The sequence below is a fragment of the Citrobacter sp. CF971 genome, from assembly GCF_006385635.1.
Classification (GTDB): Bacteria; Pseudomonadota; Gammaproteobacteria; order Enterobacterales; family Enterobacteriaceae; genus Citrobacter; species Citrobacter freundii.
On record NZ_CP041051.1, the window covers coordinates 4,489,982 to 4,516,498 of the forward strand.

The window sequence follows — 26,517 nt, forward strand, 5'->3', positions numbered from 1 at the left end:
ATCCCCTTACGCCTTCACAGCTGGTTTAACGATCAGGTCGCAACCGGTCGCACCCGGAACACCACCTTTAACCAGCAGCAGGTTGCGCTCAGCGTCAACACGTACTACGTCCAGGCTCTGAACGGTTACACGTTCGTTGCCCAGCTGACCTGCCATTTTCTTGCCTTTGAACACTTTGCCCGGAGTCTGGTTCTGACCGATAGAACCCGGAACGCGGTGAGACAAGGAGTTACCGTGAGTAGCGTCCTGGGTACGGAAGTTCCAGCGCTTAACGGTACCAGCGAAACCTTTACCTTTAGAGGTACCGGTTACGTCAACTTTTTTAACGTCAGCAAACAGTTCAACGCTAATGTTCTGACCAACGGTGTATTCTTCACCATCTGCCAGACGGAACTCCCACAGGCCGCGGCCAGCTTCTACGCCAGCTTTAGCAAAGTGGCCAGCTTCCGGCTTAGTTACGCGGTTAGCTTTTTTAGCACCGGTGGTAACCTGAACAGCGCGATAGCCATCGTTAGCCAGATCTTTAACCTGAGTAACGCGGTTTGCTTCAACTTCGATAACGGTTACTGGGATAGATACGCCATCTTCAGTGAAGATGCGGGTCATACCCACTTTTTTACCGACTAAACCAATCATTGTATCAACCTCTCAATCGCTCGATGACCTGATTAACCCAGGCTGATCTGCACGTCTACACCGGCAGCCAGGTCCAGACGCATCAGAGCATCAACGGTTTTTTCAGTTGGCTCAACGATGTCAACCAGACGCTTGTGAGTACGGATCTCGTACTGATCACGCGCGTCTTTGTTGACGTGCGGGGAGATCAGAACGGTGAAACGCTCTTTGCGGGTCGGCAGCGGGATCGGACCACGAACCTGCGCACCAGTGCGCTTGGCAGTCTCGACGATTTCCGCGGTTGATTGATCGATCAGACGATGATCAAACGCTTTCAAACGGATACGGATTCTTTGGTTCTGCATGAGACCAGAGCTCCAATTATTTTATAGACGAAATAGTTACTCCTCAAACCCATTACGATTGATGGGAGAGTGTAACCGTTCTTACAGAGTTCCCCGATTGGGAACATTGTCTGGTATTGCTTTCGCAGTACCGGTGGCTCATATCGAACCGCTGTCAATATTAGACAAGCCCGCGCATTATACGTAAATCTCAGTCTTAAGCAAGTGCCGCGTAGAAATTAATCACTCGTTCATAAATGCGGGCCTCCTTCCACTCTGATTGTATGTCCTGTGATGCAACGCGTTTTCCTTGGAAGAGAGCATCCATAACTCACATCCCGGACTTGTAGGGCCGGCGTGCTTACCCGAAGGTAAACTCTTTACCAAATGAGATTTACCCATGTACATCGACCTCCCCTTTCTGCTGATTTATGTTTCGCTATCAGGGTTGCTCTTAGTCCATGACCTGCGTACCGGGTTGCTGCCCGACAAATTTACCTGCCCTCTTTTGTGGGGCGGTCTTATTTATCATCAGTGCTGCAGACCTGCACAGTTATCCGACGCGCTTTGGGGTGCCGTAGCGGGCTATGGGGTATTTGCTTTGTTCTACTGGGGGTATCGTTTGATATGCCGACAGGAAGGATTAGGTTTTGGTGATGTCAAATTCCTTGCCGCACTGGGCGCATGGCATCGCTGGGAATCATTACCACTGTTGGTTTTACTTGCCGCGGGCATGGCATGTTGTCTCGCCGGGATTTCTTGCATCCGTTACGGGAGACAGATGCTAAAAAACCCGCTGCCTTTTGGGCCATATCTGGCGGCTGCGGGTTTCGTTATTGGCTGGGTAAATCTGATACAGGGCGGTTAGTCACTGACTTTAATTTGCGATTGCAGATAATTTTGCAAGCCAAGTTTTGCAATCAGGTCCAGCTCAGTTTCGAGCCAGTCAATATGCCCTTCTTCCTCAGTCAGGATCTCGATCATCATGTCCCGGCTGACATAATCATGAACGCTATCGGCATAGGCAATGGCTTCACGCAGATCTTTCGCCCCATCCAACTCGAGTCGAAGATCGGATTGCAGCATCTCTTCAACGTCTTCGCCAATACCCAACTTGCCAAGATCCTGCAAGTTCGGGAGCCCTTCTAAGAATAAAATACGCTCGATATATTTATCAGCGTGTTTCATCTCATCGATAGATTCATGGTACTCAACATCATTGAGGCGAGTCAGTCCCCAGTTTTTAAACATACGAGCATGGAGAAAATACTGGTTGATCGCGACAAGCTCATTTCCCAATAGTTTATTGAGATAATTTATGATTTTAACATCACCTTTCATTTTATAGTCCCTCCGCTTCCACTCTTAGAGCGTAGATGGGGCTACAGGGATGTCAAAAAAAAGAGTGTGACTTAGGCGATCTCTTTAAATTCTGGCATTTGCGTTAACTCATCCTGCATGACTTCACGGGCAGCACGAATGCACTTACCGCATTGATTTCCTACAGGAATAAATTTACGTAATTGCTGAAAGGACTGAGGGTGAAACTGTCGAACAGCCTGACGTATTTTTTTGTCACTTATCGCATTACACAAACAAACGTACATGATCGCTCCAGTTCAATTTCTGTGCAAAGTGTAAATGAGAATAGTTATGATTACAATAGCACAACGCTATTTACGCGGCGGGAGAATGAATAAAAAATGCGAATAAATATGACAGCTACTAAATTGCAGGCAACAAAAAGGGCGCCGAAGCGCCCTTTTTAAGCTCAAAGCTAATTAATCAATAATTAGCTCATTACTTTAGCAACAACGCCCGCACCAACAGTACGGCCGCCTTCACGGATTGCGAAACGCAGACCGTCGTCCATCGCGATCGGGTGGATCAGGGTAACAACCATTTTGATGTTGTCGCCCGGCATTACCATCTCTACGCCTTCCGGCAGTTCGATGGTACCAGTCACGTCAGTAGTACGGAAGTAGAACTGCGGACGGTAGCCTTTGAAGAACGGAGTATGACGGCCGCCTTCGTCTTTGGACAGAATGTACACTTCAGATTCGAACTTGGTGTGCGGCTTGATAGAGCCCGGCTTAGCCAGTACCTGACCACGTTCGATTTCTTCACGTTTGATACCACGCAGCAGAACACCAACGTTCTCACCAGCACGGCCTTCGTCCAGCAGTTTGCGGAACATTTCAACGCCAGTACAGGTAGACTTAGCAGTCTCTTTGATACCAACGATTTCAACTTCTTCACCAACTTTGATGATACCGCGCTCTACACGACCGGTAACAACGGTACCACGACCGGAGATGGAGAATACGTCTTCGATAGGCAGCAGGAACGGCTTGTCAATCGCACGCTCTGGTTCTGGGATATAAGAATCCAGGAAGCCAGCCAGTTCGATGATTTTCGCTTCCCACTCTGCTTCGCCTTCCAGCGCTTTCAGAGCAGAACCACGAACGATCGGAGTGTCGTCGCCCGGGAAATCGTACTGAGACAGAAGTTCACGAACTTCCATTTCTACCAGTTCCAGCAGCTCTTCGTCATCAACCATGTCGCATTTGTTCAGGAACACGATGATGTACGGAACGCCTACCTGACGACCCAGCAGGATGTGCTCACGAGTCTGCGGCATCGGGCCGTCAGTCGCAGCAACAACCAGGATCGCGCCGTCCATCTGCGCAGCACCGGTGATCATGTTTTTAACATAGTCGGCGTGGCCCGGGCAGTCTACGTGTGCGTAGTGGCGAGTCGGGGTGTCATATTCAACGTGAGAAGTGTTGATGGTGATACCACGAGCTTTTTCTTCCGGCGCGTTATCGATCTGGTCGAATGCACGAGCAGCACCGCCGTAGGTTTTAGCCAGTACGGTAGTGATTGCAGCGGTCAGGGTAGTTTTACCGTGGTCAACGTGGCCGATGGTGCCGACGTTAACGTGCGGTTTTGTACGTTCAAATTTTTCTTTAGACACGGCTATATTCCTTACTATAGTGCTCTCCCCTATGGAGAGAGCACGGGACTTAGGTTTTAATCCTGTGGATTATTTACCACGGGCTTCAATAACGGCCTGAGCAACGTTGTTCGGCGCATCGTCGTACTTCAGGAACTCCATGGAGTAAGAAGCACGGCCTTTGGTCAGAGAACGCAGCTGGGTTGCATATCCGAACATTTCAGACAGCGGAACTTCAGCATGGATAACAACGCCAGTGACGTTGGATTCCTGACCACGAAGCATACCACGACGGCGGCTCAAGTCACCGATTACGTCACCGGTGTTCTCTTCCGGAGTCTCTACTTCAACCTTCATGATAGGCTCAAGCAGAACTGGTTTCGCTTTCTTAAAGCCATCTTTGAAGGCGATAGAAGCGGCCAGTTTAAACGCCAGCTCAGAGGAGTCAACGTCATGGTAAGAACCGAAGTGCAGACGCACGCCCAGATCAACAACCGGGTAACCAGCCAGCGGGCCAGATTTCAGCTGTTCCTGGATGCCTTTATCAACGGCCGGGATGTATTCGCCAGGAATTACACCACCTTTGATGTCGTTGATGAACTCGTAGCCTTTCGGGTTTGAACCCGGCTCCAGCGGGTACATGTCGATAACAACATGACCGTACTGACCGCGACCACCAGACTGCTTAGCGTGTTTACCTTCGATATCGGTAACTTTCGCGCGAATCGCTTCACGGTAAGCAACCTGAGGTTTACCGACGTTCGCTTCAACGTTGAATTCACGCTTCATACGGTCAACGATGATGTCGAGGTGCAGCTCACCCATACCAGCGATAATGGTCTGGTTAGATTCTTCGTCAGTCCATACGCGGAATGACGGGTCTTCTTTAGCCAGACGGCCCAGAGCCAGACCCATTTTTTCCTGGTCAGCTTTGGTTTTCGGTTCTACCGCGATGGAAATTACCGGCTCAGGGAATTCCATACGTTCCAGAATGATCGGGTGATCCGGGTCACACAGAGTGTCACCAGTGGTCACGTCTTTCAGACCGATAGCAGCAGCGATATCGCCCGCGCGAACTTCTTTGATCTCTTCACGTTTGTTAGCGTGCATCTGTACGATACGGCCGAAACGTTCACGTGCAGTTTTCACAGAGTTCAGGATGGTGTCACCGGAGTTAACCACACCAGAGTACACGCGGAAGAAGGTCAGGTTACCCACGAACGGGTCGGTAGCGATTTTGAATGCCAGAGCAGCAAACGGCTCGTCATCGCTAGCATGACGCTCAGCAGGAGTATCTTTACCGTCGTCCAGAATACCGTTGATCGCAGGTACGTCTACTGGGGATGGCAGGTAATCAATTACCGCATCCAGCATCGCCTGAACACCTTTGTTCTTGAACGCAGAACCACAGGTTACCAGGATGATTTCGTTGTTCAGAACACGCTGACGCAGAGCTTTTTTGATCTCTTCTTCAGTCAGTTCTTCACCACCCAGGTATTTCTCCATCAGCTCTTCTGAAGCTTCTGCAGCGGACTCGATCAGGTTCTGGTGCCATTCTTCAGCCAGTTCCTGCATGTCAGCCGGGATATCTTCATAAGTGAAGGTTACGCCTGCATCTTCTTCGTTCCAGTTGATGGCTTTCATTTTCACCAGGTCAACAACACCGGTGAACGCTTCTTCAGCGCCAATTGCCAGCTGCAGCGGAACAGGGTTCGCGCCCAGACGGGTTTTGATCTGACCAACAACTTTCAGGAAGTTCGCACCCATACGGTCCATTTTGTTAACGAACGCAATGCGCGGAACTTTATATTTGTTTGCCTGACGCCATACGGTTTCAGACTGAGGCTGAACACCACCAACTGCGCAGTAAACCATTACTGCACCATCAAGCACACGCATGGAACGTTCTACTTCGATAGTGAAGTCAACGTGCCCCGGGGTGTCGATGATGTTTACGCGATGCGGTTCATACTGCTTAGCCATACCAGACCAGAATGCAGTAGTCGCTGCGGAGGTGATAGTAATACCACGTTCCTGCTCCTGCTCCATCCAGTCCATGGTGGCTGCGCCGTCATGAACTTCACCGATTTTATGGTTTACACCGGTGTAGAACAGAATACGTTCGGTAGTAGTGGTTTTACCGGCGTCGATGTGCGCACTGATACCGATGTTACGGTAGCGCGCGATGGGTGTTGTACGAGCCATTTGATTCCTCGTTTATCTTTTAGGCGTTCAATTTAAGTAGCCCAAAGCGGGCTGCTTACTAGAAGCGCCCGCCTGGTGACTAAAACTCCGAAGGGATTACCAACGGTAGTGTGCGAACGCCTTGTTGGCTTCTGCCATACGGTGAACGTCTTCACGTTTCTTAACTGCAGTACCTTTGTTTTCTGCAGCATCAGAAAGTTCGTTCGCCAGGCGCAGAGCCATGGATTTATCACCGCGTTTACGAGCAGCTTCAACGATCCAACGCATTGCCAGAGCATTACGACGGACCGGACGGACTTCAACTGGTACCTGATAAGTAGAACCACCAACGCGGCGAGACTTAACTTCGACAGTCGGGCGCACGTTTTCGAGAGCTACTTCGAAAGCTTCCAGTTCGTTTTTACCAGAACGCTGAGCCAGGGTCTCCAGCGCGCTGTATACGATAGTTTCGGCAGTAGATTTTTTACCATCTACCATCAGGATATTTACAAATTTAGCCAGCAGTTCTGATCCGAACTTCGGATCCGGCAGAATTTTACGCTGACCAATGACGCGACGACGTGGCATGGAAATACTCCGTTGTTAATTCAGGATTGTCCAAAACTCTAAGAGTTTAGTTTGACATTAATATAAAACGTTTGGCCTTACTTAACGGAGAACCATTAAGCCTTAGGACGTTTCACGCCATACTTGGAGCGTGATTGCTTACGGTCTTTAACGCCGGAGCAGTCAAGCGCACCACGAACGGTGTGGTAACGAACACCCGGGAGGTCTTTTACACGACCGCCACGGATCAGGATCACGGAGTGCTCCTGCAGGTTGTGACCTTCACCACCGATGTAGGAAGTCACTTCAAAACCGTTAGTCAGACGAACACGGCAAACTTTACGCAGTGCGGAGTTCGGTTTTTTAGGAGTGGTAGTATATACACGAGTACATACGCCACGTTTCTGCGGGCATGCTTCCAGCGCAGGCACGTTGCTTTTTGCAACTTTGCGTGCACGTGGTTTGCGTACCAGCTGGTTAACTGTTGCCATTAAATAGCTCCTGGTTTTAGCTTTTGCTTCGTAAACACGTAATAAAACGACCTCATACAATATGAGGACGCAGAATTTTAGGTCGGTGTCGAAAAGGTGTCAAGAAATATACAACGATCCCACAATTACCAGGACATCTGGCTGGGATGCTTCACCGTAAGTCTGACGAAGTCAGTATAGCTAACCCTGACGACACTGTCTGAAATTTGACCGCTCAACCCGCGAGCCTTAATGTCTTCTTCCAGTACATAGACCTTAATGGAGGCATTTTGCAGACTTTCAAGGAAACGGCTTCCTTCGATTGCTGCCGTCACGCCATCCTGGAGCAATAAAAGCTCATCGTCTTTATCAATCAGACGAAGAAGAGAGGAGAAATCGGTAAGCCACGCGGAGCGATGTAGTGTGTGCAGCATGAGAGTCTCAAAACCTTAAAATGACGTCATAGTTGCCTAACTCACGGCGTAAATCTTCCGGTTCAAGCGCTGTCGCATCGATCACAAAATTACTCCCCTGCTGAAGGCCCCGCTCGCGTAATGAGGCAGCGCAGAGCCAACATTGATCGATATCGTACAACCCTAACAGTTTGAAGGTCGCGATATAGTCTCGCGCCAGCACGGCATCCGGTTGCTGTCCCTGAAGGATTTGAAAGACGCCATCACCGATAAAAAACACACCGAGATCTTCCGTTAATGCAGAGGTCGCCAGCAATGCATCTAACCCTTCACGGCCAGATGCGCTGCCGTGCGGCACGGTAGAAAAGACAAAAGCAACACGTTTCATCAGAATTGCACCACGCGATCGCAGGTCAGGGATGCCTCAGCCAGCGATCCAAGCCCGCTGAGGTTAAAACCTGATTGTAAATTAGCTCCTGCCAGCCCCAGCCGCTTTGCCTCAGTCTCATCAACCACGCCGCGTCGCAACGCCGCAGCCACGCAAATATTCAGTGTTACACCATGCTGTTGGTTCAGCTGTTGCCAGGCCCGTACCAGATCGTATTCATCACTGGCAGGCGAAGTGAGTAGGTTGGCGTTATACACACCTTCACGATAGAAAAAGACGCTGCTTAGCTCATGCCCTTCTTTGAGTAGTGCATGAGCAAATTGCAACGCGCTGCTCGCCTGCTGCGTGCCGTACGCAGGCCCCGTCACCATGATGGCAAAACGCATTACTTATCTTGCCCCTGGAAATCGCCACTTTTGAACTGACGAATATAGAGGTAGACCGTATGTTTGGAGATGTTCAGCCGATCGGCGACCTGGTTGATGGCATCTTTAATATCGAAGATGCCTTTCTCATACAAATTCAGGACGATCTGGCGGTTCTTCGCGTTGTTGGAAACATTACGATCGGCATTCACTTCTTCGATTGTGAATTCCAGCGTCTGGGTAACCAGATCTTCCACCGAAGAAGCGAAGTTGACGGCAGAGCCCACTTCCGGGGTTTCCGGTGGGATAAAGGTATTCATTATCTGCGAGAAAGGGACATCAAGGTTCATGTTGATGCACAGCAGACCAATCACGCGATGCTCACGGTTGCGAATGGCAATCGTCACCGACTTCATCAAGACACCGCTTTTCGCACGTGTGAAGTAACACTTCGACACGCTGCTATCCGCACCCGTCATATCATGCAGCATACGCAACGCAAGGTCAGTAATCGGTGAGCCAATTTTACGGCCCGTGTGTTCACCGTTAGCAATGCGGATGGCCGAGCATTTCAAATCCTGCAAAGAGTGCAATACGATTTCACAATGGGAACCAATGAGCATCGCCAACCCGTCCACTACCGCTTCGTAGGATTTGAGGATATCGAAGTCGGTTTGATCGAAAGGACGTTGATCCAGCAAATCTAGCTCACTGGTTTCGTTGGTTAAAAGCGACCTGGACATGAAAAAAAGCACTCCTTTTCAGGAGCCTGTCGTTATGTTGTCAGGGCAGGCTCATCACTATTATAGGGGCATCTAAAGTAATACAGCGCACAAGGCGCTTTCCAGTATTAATTATATCCTGTCGATAATAAAAAACCGCCGCCCTGTGGGCGGCGGTTTCTGTTAGCTTATTTTTTGCTGCTGTCTGCAGCTTTATCTGCCGGTGCAGCATCTGGCTGCGCGTCAGCTTTCGGTGCCGGTTTGATGTCTAACAGTTCAACATCAAAGACCAGCGTAGAGTTGGCCGGAATGCCCGGAACGCCCGTTTTGCCGTAAGCCAGATCCGGTGGGATAACCAGCTGGATTTTGCCGCCTTTCTTGATGTTTTTCAGGCCTTCAGTCCAGCCCGGGATCACGCCGTCAAGACGGAAAGAGAGCGGCTCACCACGGGTATAAGAGTTATCAAACTCTTTACCATCGATCAGCGTACCTTTGTAGTTAACAACCACGGTATCGCTGTCTTTCGGTGCAGCGCCGGTACCTTCTTTCTCTACTTTGTAGACCAGGCCAGTAGCCGAGGTTTTAACGCCTTTCTCTTTAGCAAATTTCTCGCGGTAAACTTTACCTTTGGCTTCGTTGTCAGCCGCGTCTTTTTCCATTTTTGCCTGAGCGGAGCTCTTCACGCGCGCTTCAAACGCCTGCAGAGTTTGTTCGATTTCCTGGTCAGACAGTTTGCTCTTGTCTGCAAACGCATCCTGAACACCAGCGATCAGCTGATCTTTATCCAGTTTGATGCCCAGCTTTTCCTGCTCTTTCAGAGAGTTTTCCATATAACGACCCAGGGACGCGCCCAGCGCGTAAGCGGCTTTTTGGTCGTCATTCTTGAATGCTGCTTTGCTGTCAGCAGTAGCGGCTGGTTTCGCAGCATCAGCAGCGAAGGTGATCGGGGCATGCAGAGCAACAGCCATTGTGGTCGCCAGCAGCGTTACTTTAAACAGTGATTTCATCCATATCTCCAGGGCCGGGGCATCTCACCCCAGGGTTAACTAACATAAAAATGTACTATAAAGCGTTGCAGAACAAATCAACATACAGGCACGCCCTATTATCACCACTTTTCAGACTCTTTTTGTTTAAATTAGTTTCGTTACCGAAGATTGAGTGCTGTGCAAACAGGCAAAGTTAAGTAGAATTCGCCGCAGTCCGCGATCTGCCGGAGAAAAAAGAAAGAGGTGAATCATGCAGGATACAACAATGGAAACTCGCCTGGCTGAACTGGAAAGTCGCCTGGCATTTCAGGAGATAACCATTGAAGAGCTCAACGTGACGGTGACCGCGCATGAACTGGAAATGGCCAAACTGCGCGACCATCTGCGTCTGCTGACGGAAAAGCTCAAAGCAACGCAACCGTCCCACATCGCGTCGCAATCTGAAGAGACCCCTCCGCCACATTATTGAGACGTAAAAAAGCGGGGATATCCCCGCTTTTTTTGTGTCCGAAAGCGCTAACGCTTATCGGATCTACTCACATATACCCAAAGGATTTCAAATCACAGCAAGGCGGCAAGCTTGAGGAAGTCCTGGGAGCATAGATAACTATGTGACCAGGATTCGAAAGCGCAGCCAACACCGCTGTGGGTTGAAAGACGAAGGGTATTAGTGGCAACCGCAGCCGCCGCCGTTACCTTTACCGCCACCGCCGCAGCAGCCTTCGCCGCCGTGCTCGTGACCATGGTCGTGGCCGTGTCCACCGCAGCAACCGTCATGACCGTGGTCATGATCGTGGTCGTGACCGTGCGCACCGTGAACGTGGCCGTGAGCCAGTTCTTCTTCGGTCGCTTCGCGGATAGCAACAACTTCTACGTTGAATTTCAGATTCTGGCCAGCCAGCATGTGGTTACCGTCAACCACAACGTGGTCGTCTTCCACTTCGGTAATTTCTACCGGTACTGGACCCTGGTCAGTTTCAGCCAGGAAACGCATGCCAACCTGCAGTTCGTCAACGCCCATGAAGACGTCTTTAGGAACGCGCTGCACCAGGTTTTCGTCGTACTGACCGTATGCGTCGTTTGCGCCAACAGCAACATCGAATTTGTCGCCAACTTCATGACCGTCCAGCGCTGTTTCCAGGCCAGAAATCAGGGAACCGTGACCATGCAGGTAGTCCAGCGGTGCACTCACCGGAGACTCATCAACCAACACACCGTCTTCTGTACGTACCTGATAGGCCAGGCTGACCACCAGGTCCTTTGCTACTTTCATGATATCTCCTGAGCATGGAAAGAATAGTGGCGCAGATTGTAGCGGAATTCTGCACCTGTGTACCCTCTAGCTTAAAAAAAGCTGCGCCATATCGCTAGTCCGGATGAAAAATCCCGATCACTTGCTCTTCTTTGCGAACGTGCTCGCGCGCCTCTTTATCGGCTTCCCGCATCTGATGACCGCACTTAACACACTCAACAATATCGATATTATTTTCACGCCACATCGCCAGCGTATCCTGCGACTGGCAGGACGGACATTTTGCGCCTGCGATAAAACGTTTACGAATTGCCATGATTATCCTCTACTCAAATTCATCCCAGCCATCCAGCTGACGTCGCTCTTGCTGCATCTCTCGTTGGAAAATTTCCTCCAGCTCGCGCCGTGCTTCCCTTGCTCGAGAGATTTGTACCGTATCGGTATGCATGGGGATCAGTTCCCGCAGCATGCGCATATCCAGCCGACGGAAATGCAGCTGAGCACGCTGGGCCTGGTGCGGATGCATCCCCAGTGTAACCAGCGTTTTACGCCCCAACTCCAGCGCACTGGAGAACGTTTCGCGGGAAAACTGCGTCACACCGGCCTGTAATAACTCATGCGCCTCTACACGTCCGCGCGCTCGCGCAAGAATATGCAAATGCGGAAAATACTGTTGGCACAGTTCCACCAGTTTCATTGTGTCTTCAGGCTCATTACAGGTAATAACAATAGACTGTGCCGCCTCTGCCCCTGCGGAGCGCAACAGTTCCACCTGAGTGGCGTCACCGTAGTAGACCTTATAGCCATATTTGCGCATCAGATTCACCGCGCTGATATCTCGCTCCAGGACGGTAATACGCATTTTATTGGCCATCAACAGGCGACCAATAACCTGACCAAAACGCCCAAACCCCACTACAATCACCTGCGGTTTATCATCTTCCACCCAGGGTTTTTCGTCTTCCTCATCCGTGCCGTTAAACTGGCGGGAGAGCCATTTATCAATCAACTTCATCACCAGCGGCGTGGTCATCATCGACAGCGTGACGGTCACCAGCAGCAACGCCATTTGGTCGCCCTGAAACAGCCGTTGCGAGGATGCCGTTGAAAACAGCACGAAAGCGAATTCACCGCCCTGACTTAAAACCCCGGCAAATTGCATCCGTTCAGAGCTTCTCATGCCGTTAAGACGCGCCAGTACATACAGCACCAGCATTTTTACGACCACCAGCACGATCACACTCGCTGCCACCCACAGAATATGGGTGTAGAGCACGCCGAGATTGAGCGACATGCCAACGGAGATAAAAAACAGCCCGAGCAACAGTCCTTTAAAAGGATCGATTGCCGTTTCCAGCTCGTGTCGGTATTCACTTTCCGCCAGCAGCACGCCCGCGATAAACGTTCCCAGCGCCATTGACAGCCCCAGCGCATCCATAAATAAAGCAGAACCCAGCACCAACAGCAGCGTGGCAGCGGTGAACACTTCCCGCACGCCAGAATCCGCAATAAAGCGGAAAACCGGACGCAGCAAATAGCGCCCGCCAATCAGCATGCCGGCAAAGGCCAGCACCTTCATTCCCACTTTAATCCAGTCAAAATGTTCGTCAGCAGACCCCGCCAGCAGCGGAACCAGCGCCAGCGCAGGGATCACCGCCAGATCCTGAAACAGCAGCACCGAAAAACCCAACTGCCCGGATTCACTGCGGTTCATGCCTTTTTCGCGCATCAACTGTAGCGCCATCGCGGTCGATGACATCGCCAGACCAATGCCGCCAACCACTGCCGCCTGCCAGGAGAACGCAGTGAGCATCAATAATCCGGCCAGCACCACCGCGCTCAGCATCACCTGCGCGGCGCCGACGCCAAAAATTGAACGCCGCAGTTGCCACAGCTTGGCCGGGTTAAGTTCCAACCCAATGATGAACATCAGAAAAACTACGCCCAGCTCGGAAAAGTGCAGGATTTCATCCACATCACTGATGAACCCTAATCCCCACGGGCCGATGGCAATACCCGCCAGCAAGTATCCCAACACCGGGCCGATACCCAACCGCGATGCCAACGGTACCGCCGCCACCGCTGCGAAGAGGAACAACACTCCGGCTGTCAACAAATCTGAACCTTCCATCAGCGGCCTCCCACAGGGATCGGATTCGCCAGCCAGTCACCATACGCTTTCGCATGGCTGTCCAGCTCCTGCTTCGTTTGCCTTCTGGCCCAGTAAACGATAATAGGGCTCATCCAGTGCATGCGGCACATACCGGCCGTCAGCTCGAAAGGGCGCAGCACATCGCTCATTGGATAACGGTTTAGCGCGTCATAGCGGTAGGCACTTTCCGGTTCTCCGGTAGTGATAACGCTACGCCAGTACTTTCCCGCCAGTTGATTCCCCCCGGGACCGCTGGCAAATCCACGGCTCAGTACGCGGTCAAGCCACTCCTTTAACAGCGCCGGACAGCTATAGGTATAGAGTGGGTGCTGAAAAACAATCACATCATGCTCACGCAGCAGCGCCTGCTCATGCGGAATATCGATAAAAAAATCAGGATAGTGCGCGTAAAGGTCGTGCACGGTAACATTGCTGAGCTGCATGGCCGGTTTAAGCAGAACACGGTTCGCGACCGAGTCCTGAGATTCCGGATGGGCATACAGCAGCAAGACTTTCGCTGGCTGGAACATCATCCCCCTCCCGGTTTTGTCTTTTGTCTATTTTCGACGTTTTGGGCTACCATTGCGCCTCGGTGCGGCAAACGGCCCGCACATTACATTATCATAATGATAAATTAACATAGTCTGAACATACGGCGCCTTATGATTGTTTTCTCATCGTTACAAATTCGTCGCGGCGTGCGCGTCTTGCTGGACAATGCCACGGCCACCATTAATCCAGGGCAGAAGGTTGGCCTGGTGGGTAAAAATGGCTGCGGTAAATCTACCCTGCTGGCATTGCTGAAAAATGAACTCAGCGCCGACGCTGGAGGATTTACCTATCCGGGAAACTGGCAGCTCGCGTGGGTGAATCAGGAAACGCCTGCGTTGCCACAGCCCGCGCTGGAGTACGTCATTGACGGTGACCGCGAATATCGTCAACTGGAAGCGCAGTTGAACGACGCCAACGAACGTAACGATGGACATGCCATTGCCACTGTCCATGGCAAGCTGGATGCCATCGACGCCTGGACCGTGCGTTCACGCGCCGCCAGCCTGCTGCATGGCCTCGGTTTCTCCAACGAACAGCTTGAACGGCCGGTCAGCGACTTCTCCGGTGGCTGGCGTATGCGCCTCAACCTGGCCCAGGCACTGATTTGCCGTTCAGACCTGCTACTGCTCGATGAACCTACCAACCACCTCGATCTCGACGCGGTGATCTGGCTGGAAAGATGGCTGAAAAGCTATCAGGGCACGCTGATCTTGATCTCCCACGACCGCGACTTCCTCGATCCGGTGGTGGATAAAATTATTCATATCGAACAGCAAACCATGTTCGAGTACACCGGCAACTACAGCGCGTTTGAAATACAGCGTGCGACCCGCCTCGCGCAGCAACAGGCCATGTACGAAAGCCAGCAGGAGCGCGTGGCACATCTGCAAAGCTATATCGATCGTTTCCGCGCTAAAGCAACGAAAGCAAAACAGGCGCAGAGTCGTATCAAAATGCTGGAACGCATGGAGCTGATTGCCCCAGCGCACGTGGACAACCCGTTCCACTTCAGCTTCCGTGAACCGGAAAGCCTGCCAAACCCGCTGCTGAAGATGGAAAAGGTCAGCGCTGGCTACGGCGATCGCGTCATTCTCGATTCGATCAAACTGAATCTGGTGCCGGGTTCCCGCATCGGTCTGCTCGGTCGCAACGGCGCGGGTAAATCGACGCTGATTAAGCTGCTGGCCGGCGAACTGGCCCCCATCAGCGGCGAGATTGGCCTGGCGAAAGGCATCAAGCTGGGCTACTTCGCGCAGCACCAGCTGGAGTTTTTACGCGCCGATGAATCACCAATTCAGCATCTGGCACGCATGGCGCCGCAGGAGCTGGAGCAGAAACTGCGAGACTACCTGGGTGGATTCGGCTTCCAGGGCGATAAAGTCAGCGAAGAGACTCGCCGCTTCTCCGGTGGCGAAAAAGCGCGTCTGGTGCTGGCATTGATCGTCTGGCAGCGCCCGAACCTGCTGCTGCTCGATGAACCGACCAACCACCTGGACTTAGATATGCGTCAGGCGCTGACCGAAGCGCTGATCGATTTTGAAGGCGCGCTGGTTGTCGTCTCGCACGACCGTCACCTGATCCGCTCCACCACCGACGACCTCTATCTGGTACACGACAAGAAAGTCGAGCCGTTTGATGGCGATCTGGAGGATTATCAGCAGTGGCTGAGCGATGTCCAGAAACAGGAAAATCAGAGCGACGAACCGGCGAAAGAGAGCGTTAACAGCGCCCAGGCACGTAAAGACCAGAAGCGTCGTGAAGCGGAACTGCGCACCCTGACACAACCCTTGCGTAAAGAGATTACCCGTCTGGAAAAAGAGATGGAGAAACTGCACGCGCAGTTGGCGCAGGCGGAAGAGAAACTCGGCGACAGCGAACTGTACGACCAAAGCCGCAAAGCCGAACTCACCGCTTGTCTGCAGCAGCAGGCCAGTGCGAAATCCGGGCTGGAAGAGTGTGAAATGGCCTGGCTGGAGGCTCAGGAGCAGCTTGAGCAGATGCTCGCCGAGTAGTCATAATTGCCGGATCCGACGCCAATACGTCCTATCCGGCATTTTTGTTGAATTATCCCTGCATCGCCAGACGCTGGCGGATTTCTTCGAAATGCTCGCGGTTAAACAGCTTGCCGTTGAGAAAACGAGTTTTCAGCTCCCCTTCCTGCTCTTGCTCCCAAGTCTGTTCATCATGCAGACGCAGTTCCCCTTGCTCATCACGTGTAACGCGAAGCAGACCACGGGCTGAACGCTTCAGGCCATTATCGGTTTTCGGCTCTTTGAAAATCGTCCGGCCTTTGCCGTCGACTTCTCCCCACGTCGCTTTCATCGCAAAACCGAAGGTGTCACGCGTGTTGTACTGATAGGTAAAGGAACCGACGCCAAACACGACGTTTGAACTGGCAAATCCTTTCGCTTCCAGACGACGCAGGATCTCATTCGCCCGCTCAAGGGTGATGGAGTCGCCATAAATCAGTCCAACATGCGGGTCGAGCACCTTGTAACCTTTAGCGTTAATCGTGCCGCCAAAAATCTCCCACAGCACTTCCACGGACCCTTTCTCCTGAGCGGTACGATCGCTGCTTGTATCGTTATCTTCGCCAGTACCGCACAGAATCTCTACCGGGTTGCCGCTATCCGGACGGAATACCACACGACCTTCACGCGCCAGAATGATGCTCTTCAGTTCGCGGGTATATTCCGTCAGCACCTGCCAGTAGTCCCAGGTATCAGATACTATCGATACAAATCCTTGCGGGTAGAGATCGGCAATCAGGCGGCGGAAGGTTTCAATTTCATGCTCGCGCTCGCCCATACACATCACGCTGTGTTCAGTAGCTGGAATACTGGCGCCGATAAAATAGGGCTCGCCGTCGGTGTAGTAATCGCGGGCGTACAACAGAGATGGAATACTGTCGGTCCCTTTAAAGCTCAACAAATGCCCACTGCCCGCCTGCATGGCGTCCTGTAATCCGGACATACCGCGAAATGAAAAGTCATGGCACTGGAAGTCAAGATGCGTCAGGTCGCTACAGGTTTTCTGTGCCCAGCGTGCGCAGATTTTACGGTAATGGTGAGCAATCGTGGCGTTTGTCGACGCTTTCCACAATTCCGCCGACAGGATTGTCTCCAGGTAATTCACCAGCCAGAAAAATTCGGGTTTGGTGTTGATAATGGTTAAAACCGGCACAGTCATTGGAACTTTGCTACCTTCATCCAGCGCCTTGATATTCAGCGGCAGATAGCCCAACTGATGCAATGCACGAATATGGTCCACCGCCACCGCATCTTTGCCGAGATAGCTATCCATGACCTGTTTGTATTCACTCACAACCTCATCTTCCGGGCGGGCAAAGAACGCCTCATTAAACAGGTCGACTAAAAACCACTGCATAAACCCCTGCAGGCCGAAAAATACCAGTTTGCCATCCGCCAACGGCGAGGAGAAAAAGCGATCGCTGCGTGGGGTAAAGTTGGAATACACGCGACGGGTGCCCTGCGGATACTGCACGCGGTGAGACACTTTGTAGCCATCGATAGCTAAAATTGGATTCATTTTCATAATCAGTCTCTCCCTCAGGCGCGGTAAATCGCGTCAATATCGATAAGTTCAAGCTGCGGATGTTCCAGCGTCGGGGCAGCTAAAGAAGTGGTGGTGTAGATGGCGTCAATACCATTAGCAAACAGGTGTTCAACGCCCTTAGAAAAGATCCCGTGGGTGACGTACAGGCTAACGCTGCGGGCACCGGCATCACGTAGCACCTGCGCAGAACCTATGAAGGTGCCGCCAGCATCACACAGGTCGTCGACAATCAGCAGATCCCTCCCCCTGACGTCTCCGGCCAATAACGTAAATCCCGTCAGGCTGCCGCTTGCCACATCACGTTTTTTGCTCAGGATGGCGTACTGCTCCACACCGGCCGCTCTGGCTACGGCATCAATCTTCTTCAGCGATCCTGCATCGGGAGCAACCAACATCAGCGCGTTTTGCTGAAACAGCCGCGATAATGACGCGCTTTGCATCAGGCAAACCTCCTGGGGGATCGCCACAAAGTTGTCGATTGCAGCCGCCGCCGCGTCACTGTGCGGGTCGAGCACGTTGACCTTGTCAAATTTCAACGTATTGAGCTGACTGGCGAAGACTTTCAGCGCAAAGCTGTCACCCGATACCATATGTCTGTCCTGACGCGCCCACGGCAGCCAGGGAAGGTCGAGATGGCTGACCAGTACATCGGTCTGATGACGGACCGCCTCAACCAGTTGCGCCAGCAGCATAAAATCGTTCATATCGCGCATAGCCGTGGCACGGATGCGCATCAGGCGAGCAAAGGTTGGCAACGCATCGGTGACTTTTAACCAGACAGCACCATCAGGAAAAACACCGCTGGCAACGGCATAGACCTGGTCGTCCAAAGTTAGTGTCAATTTTATGTTCATCGCGCTCACCCCTTAATTGTGTCCCTTCGACACAATTAATAATGTCTCTAAGACACATATTAAGCAAGAAGAAAATGAATTATTTTTAAGATGTTAGTTAATCTACTGATAAATAATGAGAAAAAACGAACCTTGCCCCCCGGTGCCGGGCTGGTACACTTATCAGCGTTACAAATCATCGTGAGTACCTTATGACCACCGAAGCCGACTACCTGAATCAGTACGACGCCAGCCGCTTCCCTTCACCTCTGGTGACGGTAGATAGTGCGTTATTTACCCTGCATCAGCAGGCGCTGTGCGTATTACTGGTCGAGCGGGCAAAGCAGCCGCAAAAAGGACGTTGGGGATTACCCGGCGGCTTTATTGATATCGAAAACGATGATTCAACCCGTGCCACCGCGCTGCGCAAACTCACTGAAAAAACGGGTGTTTCGCCTTCGTGGCTGGAACAAATGGATACCTTTTCCGGGCCTGATCGTGACCCGCGCGGCTGGAGCCTGACGGTCACCTGGTTTGCACTAATCGCCTGGGTAGACTGCGCGCCCCATATCGCCAGCGTCAGCAATGCCCGTTGGGTGCCGGTTGATGAGTTGAAAAACTATTCACTCGCGTTTGATCACGAGAAAATCATTACAGCGGCGCTGCATCGCTTGCGGCAAAAAACGATGTACTCGCTCCTGCCAGTGTACTGCTTGCCGGAAACATTTACCCATGGGCAACTACTCGAAGCCACTGAGGTGATCCTCGGTCAGTCGATCCAGCGTAAAAGTCTGATTCGTCGCTTTGAAGCGTCAGGAATGTTTGAAGATACTGGAGAAAGCGTGGCGACAGGGACGCGTAAAGCCCGCCTGTGGCGACGTAAACCTAACGTCGATTTTCATTTTTTCTCGCGTAACCTGCTGACTGACTAGCGACAAAATCACATATTGGCTAACCCGCACGCGCTGTGCGCGGTATAGTTATTCTTTCCGATTATTAATTGCTCCGGTGTTATGGTTGAAATCACGTCCACAGAAATGACCCCACCTACCGACGATTCGCGAGAATTCCGCCCGATGCGCGGTATCAGTAACCGCCATCTGCAGACGATGCTGCCGCGATTAATTCGCCGTAAGGTGAAGTTCGACGCCCACTGGCAGCGTCTGGAATTGCCCGACGGTGATTTCGTCGATCTGGCGTGGAGTGAAGATCCACAACAGGCGAAACACAAACCGCGCCTGGTGGTTTTTCACGGTCTGGAAGGTAGTCTGAACAGCCCCTACGCACATGGCCTGATTGAAGCAGCACAAAAGCGCGGCTGGCTGGGCGTGGTAATGCATTTTCGCGGTTGCAGTGGTGAGCCCAATCGTTTGAACCGTATTTATCACTCCGGTGAAACAGAAGATGGCACCTGGTTTTTACACTGGCTGGAACGTGAGTTCGGTCGCGCACCGACCGCCGCGGTAGGTTATTCACTCGGTGGAAACATGCTGGCTTGTCTGCTGGCAAAAGAAGGCAACAATATTCCGATAGATGCAGCGGTTATCGTTTCTGCGCCTTTCGTGCTCGAAGCCTGTAGCTACCATATGGACAAGGGCTTTTCCCGTGTCTATCAGCGCTACCTGCTCAATTTATTGAAAGCCAACGCCTCGCGTAAGCTTGAGGCGTATCCCGGTTCGCTGCCGGTAAGCCTGGCCCAGTTGAAATCTTTGCGCCGCATTCGCGATTTTGACGATCTGATCACCGCCAAAATCCACGGTTTCGCCGATGCTATAGACTATTACCGCCAGTGCAGCGCCATGCCGTTGCTCAATCGGATCGCCAAACCAACGCTGATTATCCATGCTAAAGACGATCCGTTTATGGATCATCACGTGATCCCGAAACCGGAAAATCTGCCTTCGCAGGTGGAATATCAGCTGACTGAACATGGCGGCCACGTCGGATTTATTGGTGGCACAGTGCGCCGTCCTGAGATGTGGCTGGAATCAAGAATCCCGGACTGGCTGACAACGTATCTGGAGGCGTCATCATGATTATCCCATGGCAAGATATCTCTCCGGACGCGCTGGACAATCTGATTGAAAGCTTTGTCTTGCGTGAAGGCACCGATTACGGTGAACATGAACGCTCGCTCGAACAAAAAGTCGCCGACGTCAAACGCCAACTACAATCAGGTGAAGCCGTGCTGGTGTGGTCCGAACTGCATGAAACGGTCAACATTATGCCGAGGAAGCAGATTCACGAGTAATCCGTAGCCGCCGGCCGACTTTACTATAATTACAACCATTTCATGGAGTTGTTATGTCTGCCAAACATCCGGTGATTGCGGTAACAGGATCCAGCGGCGCGGGGACCACCACCACCAGCCTCGCGTTTCGTAAAATTTTCGCGCAGTTAAACCTGCGCGCCGCCGAGGTGGAAGGTGACAGTTTTCACCGCTATACCCGTCCGGAAATGGACATGGCGATTCGCAAAGCACGCGATGCTGGGCGGCATATCAGCTATTTCGGCCCCGAAGCTAACGACTTTGGTCTGCTGGAGCAAACCTTCATTGAATACGGCCAGACGGGCAAAGGTCAGTCGCGTAAATACCTGCACACCTACGATGAGGCCGTACCGTGGAATCAGGTTCCGGGGACATTTACGCCCTGGCAGCCGCTGCCTGAACCGACGGATGTCCTGTTCTATGAGGGACTTCACGGCGGCGTTGTCACCCCTCAGCAAAATGTGGCCCGGCATGTCGATCTGCTGGTTGGCGTGGTGCCGATCGTGAACCTGGAGTGGATCCAGAAGCTGACCCGCGATACCAGCGAGCGTGGACACTCGCGTGAAGCGGTGATGGACTCGGTGGTGCGCTCAATGGACGATTACATCAATTACATCACACCACAGTTTTCCCGTACGCATATCAACTTCCAACGCGTACCAACCGTCGATACCTCTAATCCCTTTGCCGCCAAGAGCATTCCGTCACTCGATGAAAGCTTTGTCGTGATTCATTTTCGTAATCTGGAAGGGATCGACTTCCCGTGGCTGCTGGCCATGCTGCAGGGCTCATTCATTTCTCATATCAATACGTTGGTCGTACCGGGCGGAAAAATGGGTCTGGCGATGGAATTGATTATGCTGCCGCTGGTGCAGCGACTGATGGAAGGCAAAAAGATAGAGTGATATGTGGAAAGCGCCCGATGGCGCTTCGCTTATCGGGCCTACGACTCAACATCACCCTATAGGCCGGATAAGGCAACGCCGCCATCCGGCATCAGCAATTACGCGGCAACCACTTCATAGGAGTGGGTAATATTCACCGCCTTTTCCAGCATCAGCGCCACGGAGCAATATTTTTCCGCCGAAAGATCGACCGCACGTGCGACGGACGCATCTTTCAGATCGTTACCCGTTACGATGAAATGCAGGTTGATATGGGTAAACAGGCGCGGCGCTTCATCACGACGCTCGGAGGTCAGCTTCACTTCGCAGTTGGTCACATCCTGACGACCCTTTTGCAGGATCGACACCACATCAATTGCGCTGCAACCACCCGCAGCCATTAAGACCATTTCCATCGGGCTCGGCGCTTTATCACCGGAGTTACCGTCCATCAAAATCTGGTGGCCAGAAGCGGACTCACCGAGGAAGGTCAGCCCTTCGACCCACTTAACACGTGCTTGCATATTTTATTACTCCGATGCATCAATTTTCCTGACAGATTACGCGCACACAACAAATCTCGCAACGGAAGGCGACCTGCGTCATGCTGAAGCGAGACACCAGGAGACACACGGCGAAAGCTATGCTAAAACAGTCGGGATGCTACAGTAATACATTGACGTACTGCATGTATGCAGAGGACATCACATTACAGGCCGTCGCACGTATTGACAGCCCCCTTCCCAGGTAGCGGGAAGCACATTTTTGCAAACCCAGAGACAGGATGTTTTTTGGCTCTGGAGACAGCTTATAACAGAGGATAACCGCGCATGGTGCTTGGCAAACCGCAAACAGACCCGACTCTCGAATGGTTCTTGTCTCATTGCCATATTCATAAGTACCCATCGAAGAGCACGCTGATTCACCAGGGTGAAAAAGCGGAAACGTTGTACTACATCGTTAAAGGCTCAGTGGCAGTGCTGATCAAAGATGAAGAAGGGAAAGAAATGATCCTTTCTTATCTGAATCAGGGCGATTTTATTGGTGAATTAGGCCTCTTCGAAGAAGGTCAGGAACGCAGCGCCTGGGTCCGTGCTAAAACTGCATGTGAAGTCGCTGAAATTTCCTACAAAAAATTTCGCCAATTAATCCAGGTCAATCCAGATATTCTGATGCGCCTGTCCTCTCAGATGGCTCGCCGTCTGCAGGTCACGTCTGAAAAAGTGGGCAACCTTGCCTTCCTCGACGTTACCGGTCGTATCGCGCAGACTCTGCTGAATCTGGCGAAACAGCCTGATGCGATGACCCACCCGGACGGCATGCAGATTAAAATCACCCGTCAGGAAATCGGCCAGATCGTTGGCTGCTCCCGTGAGACCGTCGGTCGTATTCTGAAGATGCTGGAAGATCAGAACCTGATCTCCGCACACGGTAAGACCATCGTCGTCTACGGCACACGTTAACCCCATCGAAGTGGCGCGTTACCCCGTAATGCGCCACTTTTGTTTGCTCCGATGTGGCGAAGACTGATATACCACCCAGAGATCAACTACGCACTACGACAAACGCTGGTGCTATGTTTACCTGTGGCCGTCGGCCTGATCATCGGTCAGCTTCATCTGGGACTCCTCTTTTCCCTCGTCCCTGCCTGCTGCAATATTGCCGGTCTTGATACCCCGCATAAGCGCTTTTTCAAACGCTTAGTGATTGGCGCGTCTTTGTTTGCCGGATGCAGTCTGATCATGCAATTACTGCTGGCACAGACTATACCGCTGCCACTGATCCTCACCGGCCTGACGCTGATTCTTGGTGTAACCGCAGAATTAGGCCCTCTGCATGCGCGACTACTACCTGCCTCGCTTATTGCGGCAATTTTCACACTCAGTCTGGCAGGTAACATGCCCGTCTGGGAGCCGCTGCTGATCTACGCGCTGGGCACATTGTGGTATGGCCTGTTCAACTGGTTCTGGTTCTGGATGTGGCGCGAGCAGCCGCTGCGTGAGTCGCTCAGCTTGTTGTACCGCGAATTAGCCGATTACTGTGAGGCCAAGTACAGCATGCTGACCCAGCATGCCGACCCAGAAAAAGCGCTGCCTCCCCTGCTGGTGCGCCAGCAAAAAGCGGTGGATTTAATTACCCAGTGCTATCAGCAAATGCATATGCTGTCGGCGCATCGCAACAACGATTATAAGCGCCTGCTACGTGCCTTTCAGGAGGCGCTCGATTTACAGGAACATATTTCCGTTAGCCTCCACCAGCCGGAAGAGGTGCAAAAGCTGGTCGAACGTAGCCACGCCGAACAAGTGATTCGCTGGAATGCGCGCACCGTCGCCGAACGCCTTCGCGTACTGGCCGATGATATTTTGTATCACCGCTTACCGACCCGTTTCTCAATGGAAAAGCAGATTGGCACGCTGGAGAAAATCGCCAACCAGCATCCGGACAATCCGGTGGGTCAATTTTGCTACTGGCACTTCAGCCGTATTGCCCGTGTGCTACGCACCCAGCGACCACTGTATGCCCGTGATTTAATGGCTGACAAGCAGCGTCGGCTGCCGCTGATCCCTGCCCTGAAAAGCTATCTGTCGTTGAAATCCCCGGCGCTGCGTAATGCCGGACGCATCAGCGTCATGTTGAGCATTGCCAGCCTGATGGGCAGCGCCTTACACCTGCCAAAACCCTATTGGATTTTGATGACAATCCTGTTCGTCACGCAAAATGGCTACGGGGCAACCCGGGTACGTATCTTACACCGTTCAGTAGGGACGCTCGTCGGCCTGGTGATCGCCGGCGTCACGCTGCACTTTCATATTCAGGAAGGTTACACGCTGGCAGGCATGCTGCTGATAACCCTGGTGAGTTATCTGACCATCCGCAAAAACTACGGCTGGGCTACCGTCGGCTTTACGGTCACCGCGGTATATACCCTGCAACTGCTGACGCTGAACGGGGAACAGTTTATCGTGCCGCGGTTTATCGATACGATCACTGGCTGCCTGATCGCTTTTGGCGGGATGCTCTGGCTGTGGCCGCAGTGGCAGAGCGGTTTGCTGCGTAAAAACGCCCACGATGCGTTAGAAGCCGATCAGGAGGCCATTCGCCTGATTCTTAGCAACGATCCCCAGGCCACACCGCTGGCGTATCAACGCATGCGGGTCAACCAGGCGCATAACACGCTGTTCAACTCGCTGAACCAGGCGATGCAGGAGCCTGGGTTCAACTCGCACTATCTGGCGGACATGAAACTGTGGGTTACGCATAGTCAGTTCATCGTCGAACACATCAACGCAATGACTACGCTGGCAAGGGAACATACGATGCTGACGCCGGATTTGGCGCAGCGATATCTGGAGTCCTGTGAAATTGCGATCCAGCGCTGTCAGCAGCGGCTGGAATATGACGGTCCCGGAAGCTCCGGCGATGTGAATATTCTTGAGGCGCCAGAGATGCTGTCCCATGGGCCTTTAAGCACCCTTGAGCAGCATCTGCAGCGGGTTTTGGGGCATCTGAACACCATGCATACCATTTCGTCGGTAGCATGGCGTCAGCGACCGCACCACGGGATCTGGCTGAGCCGCCGGTTGCGGGACATGAAAGGTTAAGATCGACTGCCGGATGCGCTACGCTTATCCGGCCTACGAATAACACCTTACCCTGTAGGCCGGATAAGGCGCTCGCGCCGCCATCCGGCAATCAGCCCACCACCTTCGCTACCGCCTTCGCGAAGCGCTGCATTCCTTCATCGATATCGGTCTGCTCCACCACCAGCGACGGCGCGAAACGCATCACGTCCGGTCCGGCGTTCAGTACCATCACGCCTTCATTCGCCGCGGCGTACAAGAAATCACGCGCCCGGCCTTTAAACTGCGGCTTCAGTTCGGCGCCAATCAGCAGTCCCATACCGCGAATGTCGCTGAAAATGTCAAACTGCTGGTCAATTTTCTGCAAATGCTGAACAAACGCCTGGCGTTTGGCCTGAATACCTTCCAGCACTTCCGGCGTGTTGATGATATCAAACGCAGCTCCCGCAACCGCGCAGGCCAGCGGGTTACCGCCGTATGTGGAGCCGTGTGAACCCACGTGGAACGCGGAGGCAATCTCCTGGGTGGTCAGCACCGCGCTCACCGGGAAACCGCCACCGAGCGCCTTGGCGCTGGTGAGGATATCCGGCGTAACGCCGTAGTGCATATAGGCAAACAGTGAGCCAGTACGCCCCATCCCGCTCTGTACTTCATCAAATACCAACAGCGCCTGGTGCTGATCACAAAGTTCACGCAAGCCATGCAGGAATGCCGGCGTTGCCGCAGTAACACCACCCTCGCCCTGAATAGGCTCGATCACCACCGCGCAGGTGTGATCGTCCATCACCGCTTTGACCGCATGCAGATCGTTAAACGGGACATGGATGATATCTGCCGGCTTTGGTCCAAAGCCGTCGGAATATTTCGGCTGCCCGCCGACGGATACGGTAAACAGCGAGCGACCATGAAACGCGTTATGGAAGGCAATGATTTTGGTTTTGAACGGGCTATGACGCACGCAGGCATAGTGGCGCGCCAGCTTAAAGGCGGTTTCGTTAGCTTCGGTACCGGAGTTCATGAACAGTACGCGTTCGGCGAAAGTCGCATCAATGAGTTTACGACCTAAGCGTAACGCCGGTTCGTTGGTGAAAACGTTGCTGGTATGCCACAGGGTTTCACCCTGGGTTTTTAACGCCTCAACCAGCGCAGGATGACAATGCCCTAACGCGGTAACTGCAATGCCGCCCGCGAAATCAACATACTCTTTACCCTGTTGATCCCATACTCGACTCCCTTTCCCTTTTACCGGGATAAACTCAGCCGGTGCATAAATCGGCAGAATCACTTCATCGAATGTCGCGCGTGTAATTGCAGTTTGTTCAGTTGCCATGTCATTACCACCCTGTTAAGCAGAAATGCTAGTGAAATTATAATCACAAAATATGAATAAAAAATCACTGAATAG

At 52.4% G+C, this 26,517-nt stretch carries 29 protein-coding genes and 1 pseudogene; 9 read left to right on the top strand and 21 right to left on the bottom strand.

What is annotated here, in order from left to right; translation table 11 throughout:
• Positions 1–6: 6 nt before the first annotated feature.
• Complete coding sequence (gene rplC, locus E6P06_RS25295) at positions 7–636, bottom strand: 50S ribosomal protein L3 (protein WP_003031117.1); 630 nt, start codon at positions 634–636, stop codon at positions 7–9.
• 32 nt (positions 637–668) lie between these two features.
• A complete protein-coding gene (gene rpsJ / locus E6P06_RS25300) occupies positions 669–980 on the bottom strand; it encodes a 30S ribosomal protein S10 (RefSeq protein ID WP_001181005.1) in 312 nt (103 codons plus the stop codon).
• Positions 981–1,359: 379 nt separating this feature from the next.
• Between rpsJ and E6P06_RS25305 the strand changes: the two genes are divergently transcribed.
• The gene (locus tag E6P06_RS25305; protein ID WP_121572063.1) at positions 1,360–1,827 is read left to right on the top strand and encodes an A24 family peptidase; all 468 of its coding nucleotides are present in this window, start codon (positions 1,360–1,362) and stop codon (positions 1,825–1,827) included.
• On the opposite strand, the gene bfr is transcribed toward E6P06_RS25305, so the two are convergent.
• The 11 genes from bfr to fkpA form a co-directional block, all read right to left on the bottom strand.
• On the bottom strand, positions 1,824–2,300 hold the full coding sequence (gene bfr, locus E6P06_RS25310) for a bacterioferritin (protein ID WP_003031113.1): 477 nt from the start codon (positions 2,298–2,300) through the stop codon (positions 1,824–1,826). The genes E6P06_RS25305 and bfr overlap by 4 nt on opposite strands.
• Before the next feature lie 71 nt (positions 2,301–2,371).
• Entirely contained in the window at positions 2,372–2,566 is a 195-nt protein-coding gene (gene bfd, locus E6P06_RS25315) for a bacterioferritin-associated ferredoxin (RefSeq protein WP_003031111.1), read from the bottom strand.
• Positions 2,567–2,751: 185 nt separating this feature from the next.
• Positions 2,752–3,936, bottom strand: a complete 1,185-nt coding sequence (gene tuf / locus E6P06_RS25320; RefSeq protein WP_003031109.1) for an elongation factor Tu — start codon at positions 3,934–3,936, stop codon at positions 2,752–2,754.
• 69 nt (positions 3,937–4,005) lie between these two features.
• Positions 4,006–6,120 (bottom strand): elongation factor G, encoded by a 2,115-nt coding sequence (fusA, locus tag E6P06_RS25325; RefSeq protein ID WP_003023659.1) that lies wholly within the window; start codon positions 6,118–6,120, stop codon positions 4,006–4,008.
• A gap of 96 nt (positions 6,121–6,216) precedes the next feature.
• Positions 6,217–6,687: a 30S ribosomal protein S7 gene (gene rpsG / locus E6P06_RS25330; protein WP_003023657.1), complete on the bottom strand. Its 471-nt coding sequence runs from the start codon at positions 6,685–6,687 to the stop codon at positions 6,217–6,219.
• 95 nt (positions 6,688–6,782) lie between these two features.
• Complete coding sequence (gene rpsL / locus E6P06_RS25335) at positions 6,783–7,157, bottom strand: 30S ribosomal protein S12 (protein ID WP_003023654.1); 375 nt, start codon at positions 7,155–7,157, stop codon at positions 6,783–6,785.
• A 125-nt stretch (positions 7,158–7,282) separates the two neighbouring features.
• A complete protein-coding gene (gene tusB / locus E6P06_RS25340) occupies positions 7,283–7,570 on the bottom strand; it encodes a sulfurtransferase complex subunit TusB (RefSeq protein ID WP_003023651.1) in 288 nt (95 codons plus the stop codon).
• Between the two features lie 7 nt (positions 7,571–7,577).
• A complete protein-coding gene (gene tusC, locus E6P06_RS25345; RefSeq protein WP_003837966.1) occupies positions 7,578–7,937 on the bottom strand; it encodes a sulfurtransferase complex subunit TusC in 360 nt (119 codons plus the stop codon).
• Complete coding sequence (gene tusD / locus E6P06_RS25350) at positions 7,937–8,323, bottom strand: sulfurtransferase complex subunit TusD (RefSeq protein ID WP_003023646.1); 387 nt, start codon at positions 8,321–8,323, stop codon at positions 7,937–7,939. Before tusD ends, tusC begins: the two co-directional genes overlap by 1 nt.
• Positions 8,323–9,045, bottom strand: a complete 723-nt coding sequence (locus tag E6P06_RS25355; protein WP_003023643.1) for a transcriptional regulator — start codon at positions 9,043–9,045, stop codon at positions 8,323–8,325. The genes tusD and E6P06_RS25355 overlap by 1 nt, the downstream gene beginning before the upstream one ends.
• A gap of 167 nt (positions 9,046–9,212) precedes the next feature.
• Positions 9,213–10,031, bottom strand: coding sequence for an FKBP-type peptidyl-prolyl cis-trans isomerase (fkpA, locus tag E6P06_RS25360; RefSeq protein ID WP_003023641.1), 819 nt, complete (start codon positions 10,029–10,031; stop codon positions 9,213–9,215).
• Between the two features lie 232 nt (positions 10,032–10,263).
• Between fkpA and E6P06_RS25365 the strand changes: the two genes are divergently transcribed.
• On the top strand, positions 10,264–10,482 hold the full coding sequence (locus E6P06_RS25365) for a protein SlyX (RefSeq protein ID WP_003023639.1): 219 nt from the start codon (positions 10,264–10,266) through the stop codon (positions 10,480–10,482).
• A 198-nt stretch (positions 10,483–10,680) separates the two neighbouring features.
• Here E6P06_RS25365 and slyD read toward each other — a convergent pair whose 3' ends face one another.
• The 4 genes from slyD to kefG form a co-directional block, all read right to left on the bottom strand.
• Positions 10,681–11,286 (bottom strand): peptidylprolyl isomerase, encoded by a 606-nt coding sequence (slyD, locus tag E6P06_RS25370; protein ID WP_003023634.1) that lies wholly within the window; start codon positions 11,284–11,286, stop codon positions 10,681–10,683.
• A 94-nt stretch (positions 11,287–11,380) separates the two neighbouring features.
• The gene (locus E6P06_RS25375) at positions 11,381–11,581 is read right to left on the bottom strand and encodes a YheV family putative zinc ribbon protein (protein ID WP_003023632.1); all 201 of its coding nucleotides are present in this window, start codon (positions 11,579–11,581) and stop codon (positions 11,381–11,383) included.
• Between the two features lie 9 nt (positions 11,582–11,590).
• Complete coding sequence (kefB, locus tag E6P06_RS25380; RefSeq protein WP_003023630.1) at positions 11,591–13,396, bottom strand: glutathione-regulated potassium-efflux system protein KefB; 1,806 nt, start codon at positions 13,394–13,396, stop codon at positions 11,591–11,593.
• On the bottom strand, positions 13,396–13,947 hold the full coding sequence (gene kefG, locus E6P06_RS25385) for a glutathione-regulated potassium-efflux system ancillary protein KefG (protein WP_003023629.1): 552 nt from the start codon (positions 13,945–13,947) through the stop codon (positions 13,396–13,398). Before kefG ends, kefB begins: the two co-directional genes overlap by 1 nt.
• 132 nt (positions 13,948–14,079) lie before the next feature.
• Between kefG and E6P06_RS25390 the strand changes: the two genes are divergently transcribed.
• The gene (locus tag E6P06_RS25390; RefSeq protein WP_003023627.1) at positions 14,080–15,981 is read left to right on the top strand and encodes an ABC transporter ATP-binding protein; all 1,902 of its coding nucleotides are present in this window, start codon (positions 14,080–14,082) and stop codon (positions 15,979–15,981) included.
• 52 nt (positions 15,982–16,033) lie between these two features.
• Here the strand turns inward: E6P06_RS25390 and E6P06_RS25395 are convergent, their stop codons facing one another.
• Together E6P06_RS25395 and prs are read right to left on the bottom strand one after the other, a co-directional pair.
• Positions 16,034–17,524, bottom strand: coding sequence for a nicotinate phosphoribosyltransferase (locus E6P06_RS25395; protein ID WP_139935824.1), 1,491 nt, complete (start codon positions 17,522–17,524; stop codon positions 16,034–16,036).
• 14 nt (positions 17,525–17,538) lie between these two features.
• Entirely contained in the window at positions 17,539–18,399 is an 861-nt protein-coding gene (gene prs / locus E6P06_RS25400; protein WP_032937275.1) for a ribose-phosphate diphosphokinase, read from the bottom strand.
• A gap of 191 nt (positions 18,400–18,590) precedes the next feature.
• Here prs and E6P06_RS25405 point away from each other — a divergent pair, with 191 nt between their 5' ends.
• The 4 genes and pseudogenes from E6P06_RS25405 to E6P06_RS25420 all read left to right on the top strand — a co-directional run bounded on the left by E6P06_RS25405 (position 18,591) and on the right by E6P06_RS25420 (position 21,552).
• Positions 18,591–19,310 carry an NUDIX domain-containing protein gene (locus tag E6P06_RS25405; protein ID WP_003837957.1) on the top strand — a complete coding sequence of 240 codons (720 nt, stop codon included), beginning with the start codon at positions 18,591–18,593 and terminating at the stop codon, positions 19,308–19,310.
• Between the two features lie 35 nt (positions 19,311–19,345).
• A pseudogene (locus E6P06_RS25410) lies at positions 19,346–20,414 on the top strand (hydrolase).
• Positions 20,411–20,629, top strand: a complete 219-nt coding sequence (locus E6P06_RS25415) for a YheU family protein (protein WP_003023615.1) — start codon at positions 20,411–20,413, stop codon at positions 20,627–20,629. The pseudogene E6P06_RS25410 and the gene E6P06_RS25415 overlap by 4 nt, the downstream one beginning before the upstream one ends.
• A 53-nt stretch (positions 20,630–20,682) precedes the next feature.
• Positions 20,683–21,552, top strand: coding sequence for a phosphoribulokinase (locus E6P06_RS25420; protein WP_003827751.1), 870 nt, complete (start codon positions 20,683–20,685; stop codon positions 21,550–21,552).
• Positions 21,553–21,650: 98 nt separating this feature from the next.
• Here E6P06_RS25420 and E6P06_RS25425 read toward each other — a convergent pair whose 3' ends face one another.
• Positions 21,651–22,055, bottom strand: coding sequence for an OsmC family protein (locus tag E6P06_RS25425; RefSeq protein ID WP_003023611.1), 405 nt, complete (start codon positions 22,053–22,055; stop codon positions 21,651–21,653).
• Between the two features lie 306 nt (positions 22,056–22,361).
• Here E6P06_RS25425 and crp point away from each other — a divergent pair, with 306 nt between their 5' ends.
• Both crp and E6P06_RS25435 read left to right on the top strand, forming a co-directional pair.
• Positions 22,362–22,994 carry a cAMP-activated global transcriptional regulator CRP gene (crp, locus tag E6P06_RS25430; protein WP_000242758.1) on the top strand — a complete coding sequence of 211 codons (633 nt, stop codon included), beginning with the start codon at positions 22,362–22,364 and terminating at the stop codon, positions 22,992–22,994.
• A gap of 51 nt (positions 22,995–23,045) precedes the next feature.
• Complete coding sequence (locus E6P06_RS25435; RefSeq protein ID WP_003837947.1) at positions 23,046–25,133, top strand: YccS/YhfK family putative transporter; 2,088 nt, start codon at positions 23,046–23,048, stop codon at positions 25,131–25,133.
• A gap of 91 nt (positions 25,134–25,224) precedes the next feature.
• Here E6P06_RS25435 and E6P06_RS25440 read toward each other — a convergent pair whose 3' ends face one another.
• Complete coding sequence (locus E6P06_RS25440; RefSeq protein ID WP_121540501.1) at positions 25,225–26,442, bottom strand: aspartate aminotransferase family protein; 1,218 nt, start codon at positions 26,440–26,442, stop codon at positions 25,225–25,227.
• Between the last annotated feature and the right edge of the window lie 75 nt (positions 26,443–26,517).

Coding starts and splice junctions, on each gene's coding strand:
- E6P06_RS25355 (WP_003023643.1), bottom strand. CDS start 9,045: ATGTCCAGGTCGCTTTTAACCAACGAAACCAGTGAGCTAGATTTGCTG.
- E6P06_RS25415 (WP_003023615.1), top strand. CDS start 20,411: ATGATTATCCCATGGCAAGATATCTCTCCGGACGCGCTGGACAATCTG.
- crp (WP_000242758.1), top strand. CDS start 22,362: ATGGTGCTTGGCAAACCGCAAACAGACCCGACTCTCGAATGGTTCTTG.
- rpsG (WP_003023657.1), bottom strand. CDS start 6,687: ATGCCACGTCGTCGCGTCATTGGTCAGCGTAAAATTCTGCCGGATCCG.
- E6P06_RS25420 (WP_003827751.1), top strand. CDS start 20,683: ATGTCTGCCAAACATCCGGTGATTGCGGTAACAGGATCCAGCGGCGCG.
- rplC (WP_003031117.1), bottom strand. CDS start 636: ATGATTGGTTTAGTCGGTAAAAAAGTGGGTATGACCCGCATCTTCACT.
- E6P06_RS25365 (WP_003023639.1), top strand. CDS start 10,264: ATGCAGGATACAACAATGGAAACTCGCCTGGCTGAACTGGAAAGTCGC.
- tusD (WP_003023646.1), bottom strand. CDS start 8,323: ATGCGTTTTGCCATCATGGTGACGGGGCCTGCGTACGGCACGCAGCAG.
- slyD (WP_003023634.1), bottom strand. CDS start 11,286: ATGAAAGTAGCAAAGGACCTGGTGGTCAGCCTGGCCTATCAGGTACGT.
- E6P06_RS25425 (WP_003023611.1), bottom strand. CDS start 22,055: ATGCAAGCACGTGTTAAGTGGGTCGAAGGGCTGACCTTCCTCGGTGAG.
- bfr (WP_003031113.1), bottom strand. CDS start 2,300: ATGAAAGGTGATGTTAAAATCATAAATTATCTCAATAAACTATTGGGA.
- kefB (WP_003023630.1), bottom strand. CDS start 13,396: ATGGAAGGTTCAGATTTGTTGACAGCCGGAGTGTTGTTCCTCTTCGCA.
- bfd (WP_003031111.1), bottom strand. CDS start 2,566: ATGTACGTTTGTTTGTGTAATGCGATAAGTGACAAAAAAATACGTCAG.
- tusC (WP_003837966.1), bottom strand. CDS start 7,937: ATGAAACGTGTTGCTTTTGTCTTTTCTACCGTGCCGCACGGCAGCGCA.
- fusA (WP_003023659.1), bottom strand. CDS start 6,120: ATGGCTCGTACAACACCCATCGCGCGCTACCGTAACATCGGTATCAGT.
- rpsL (WP_003023654.1), bottom strand. CDS start 7,157: ATGGCAACAGTTAACCAGCTGGTACGCAAACCACGTGCACGCAAAGTT.
- E6P06_RS25395 (WP_139935824.1), bottom strand. CDS start 17,524: ATGAAAATGAATCCAATTTTAGCTATCGATGGCTACAAAGTGTCTCAC.
- tusB (WP_003023651.1), bottom strand. CDS start 7,570: ATGCTGCACACACTACATCGCTCCGCGTGGCTTACCGATTTCTCCTCT.
- E6P06_RS25305 (WP_121572063.1), top strand. CDS start 1,360: ATGTACATCGACCTCCCCTTTCTGCTGATTTATGTTTCGCTATCAGGG.
- kefG (WP_003023629.1), bottom strand. CDS start 13,947: ATGTTCCAGCCAGCGAAAGTCTTGCTGCTGTATGCCCATCCGGAATCT.
- prs (WP_032937275.1), bottom strand. CDS start 18,399: ATGAACATAAAATTGACACTAACTTTGGACGACCAGGTCTATGCCGTT.
- fkpA (WP_003023641.1), bottom strand. CDS start 10,031: ATGAAATCACTGTTTAAAGTAACGCTGCTGGCGACCACAATGGCTGTT.
- E6P06_RS25440 (WP_121540501.1), bottom strand. CDS start 26,442: ATGGCAACTGAACAAACTGCAATTACACGCGCGACATTCGATGAAGTG.
- E6P06_RS25435 (WP_003837947.1), top strand. CDS start 23,046: ATGTGGCGAAGACTGATATACCACCCAGAGATCAACTACGCACTACGA.
- rpsJ (WP_001181005.1), bottom strand. CDS start 980: ATGCAGAACCAAAGAATCCGTATCCGTTTGAAAGCGTTTGATCATCGT.
- E6P06_RS25405 (WP_003837957.1), top strand. CDS start 18,591: ATGACCACCGAAGCCGACTACCTGAATCAGTACGACGCCAGCCGCTTC.
- E6P06_RS25390 (WP_003023627.1), top strand. CDS start 14,080: ATGATTGTTTTCTCATCGTTACAAATTCGTCGCGGCGTGCGCGTCTTG.
- E6P06_RS25375 (WP_003023632.1), bottom strand. CDS start 11,581: ATGGCAATTCGTAAACGTTTTATCGCAGGCGCAAAATGTCCGTCCTGC.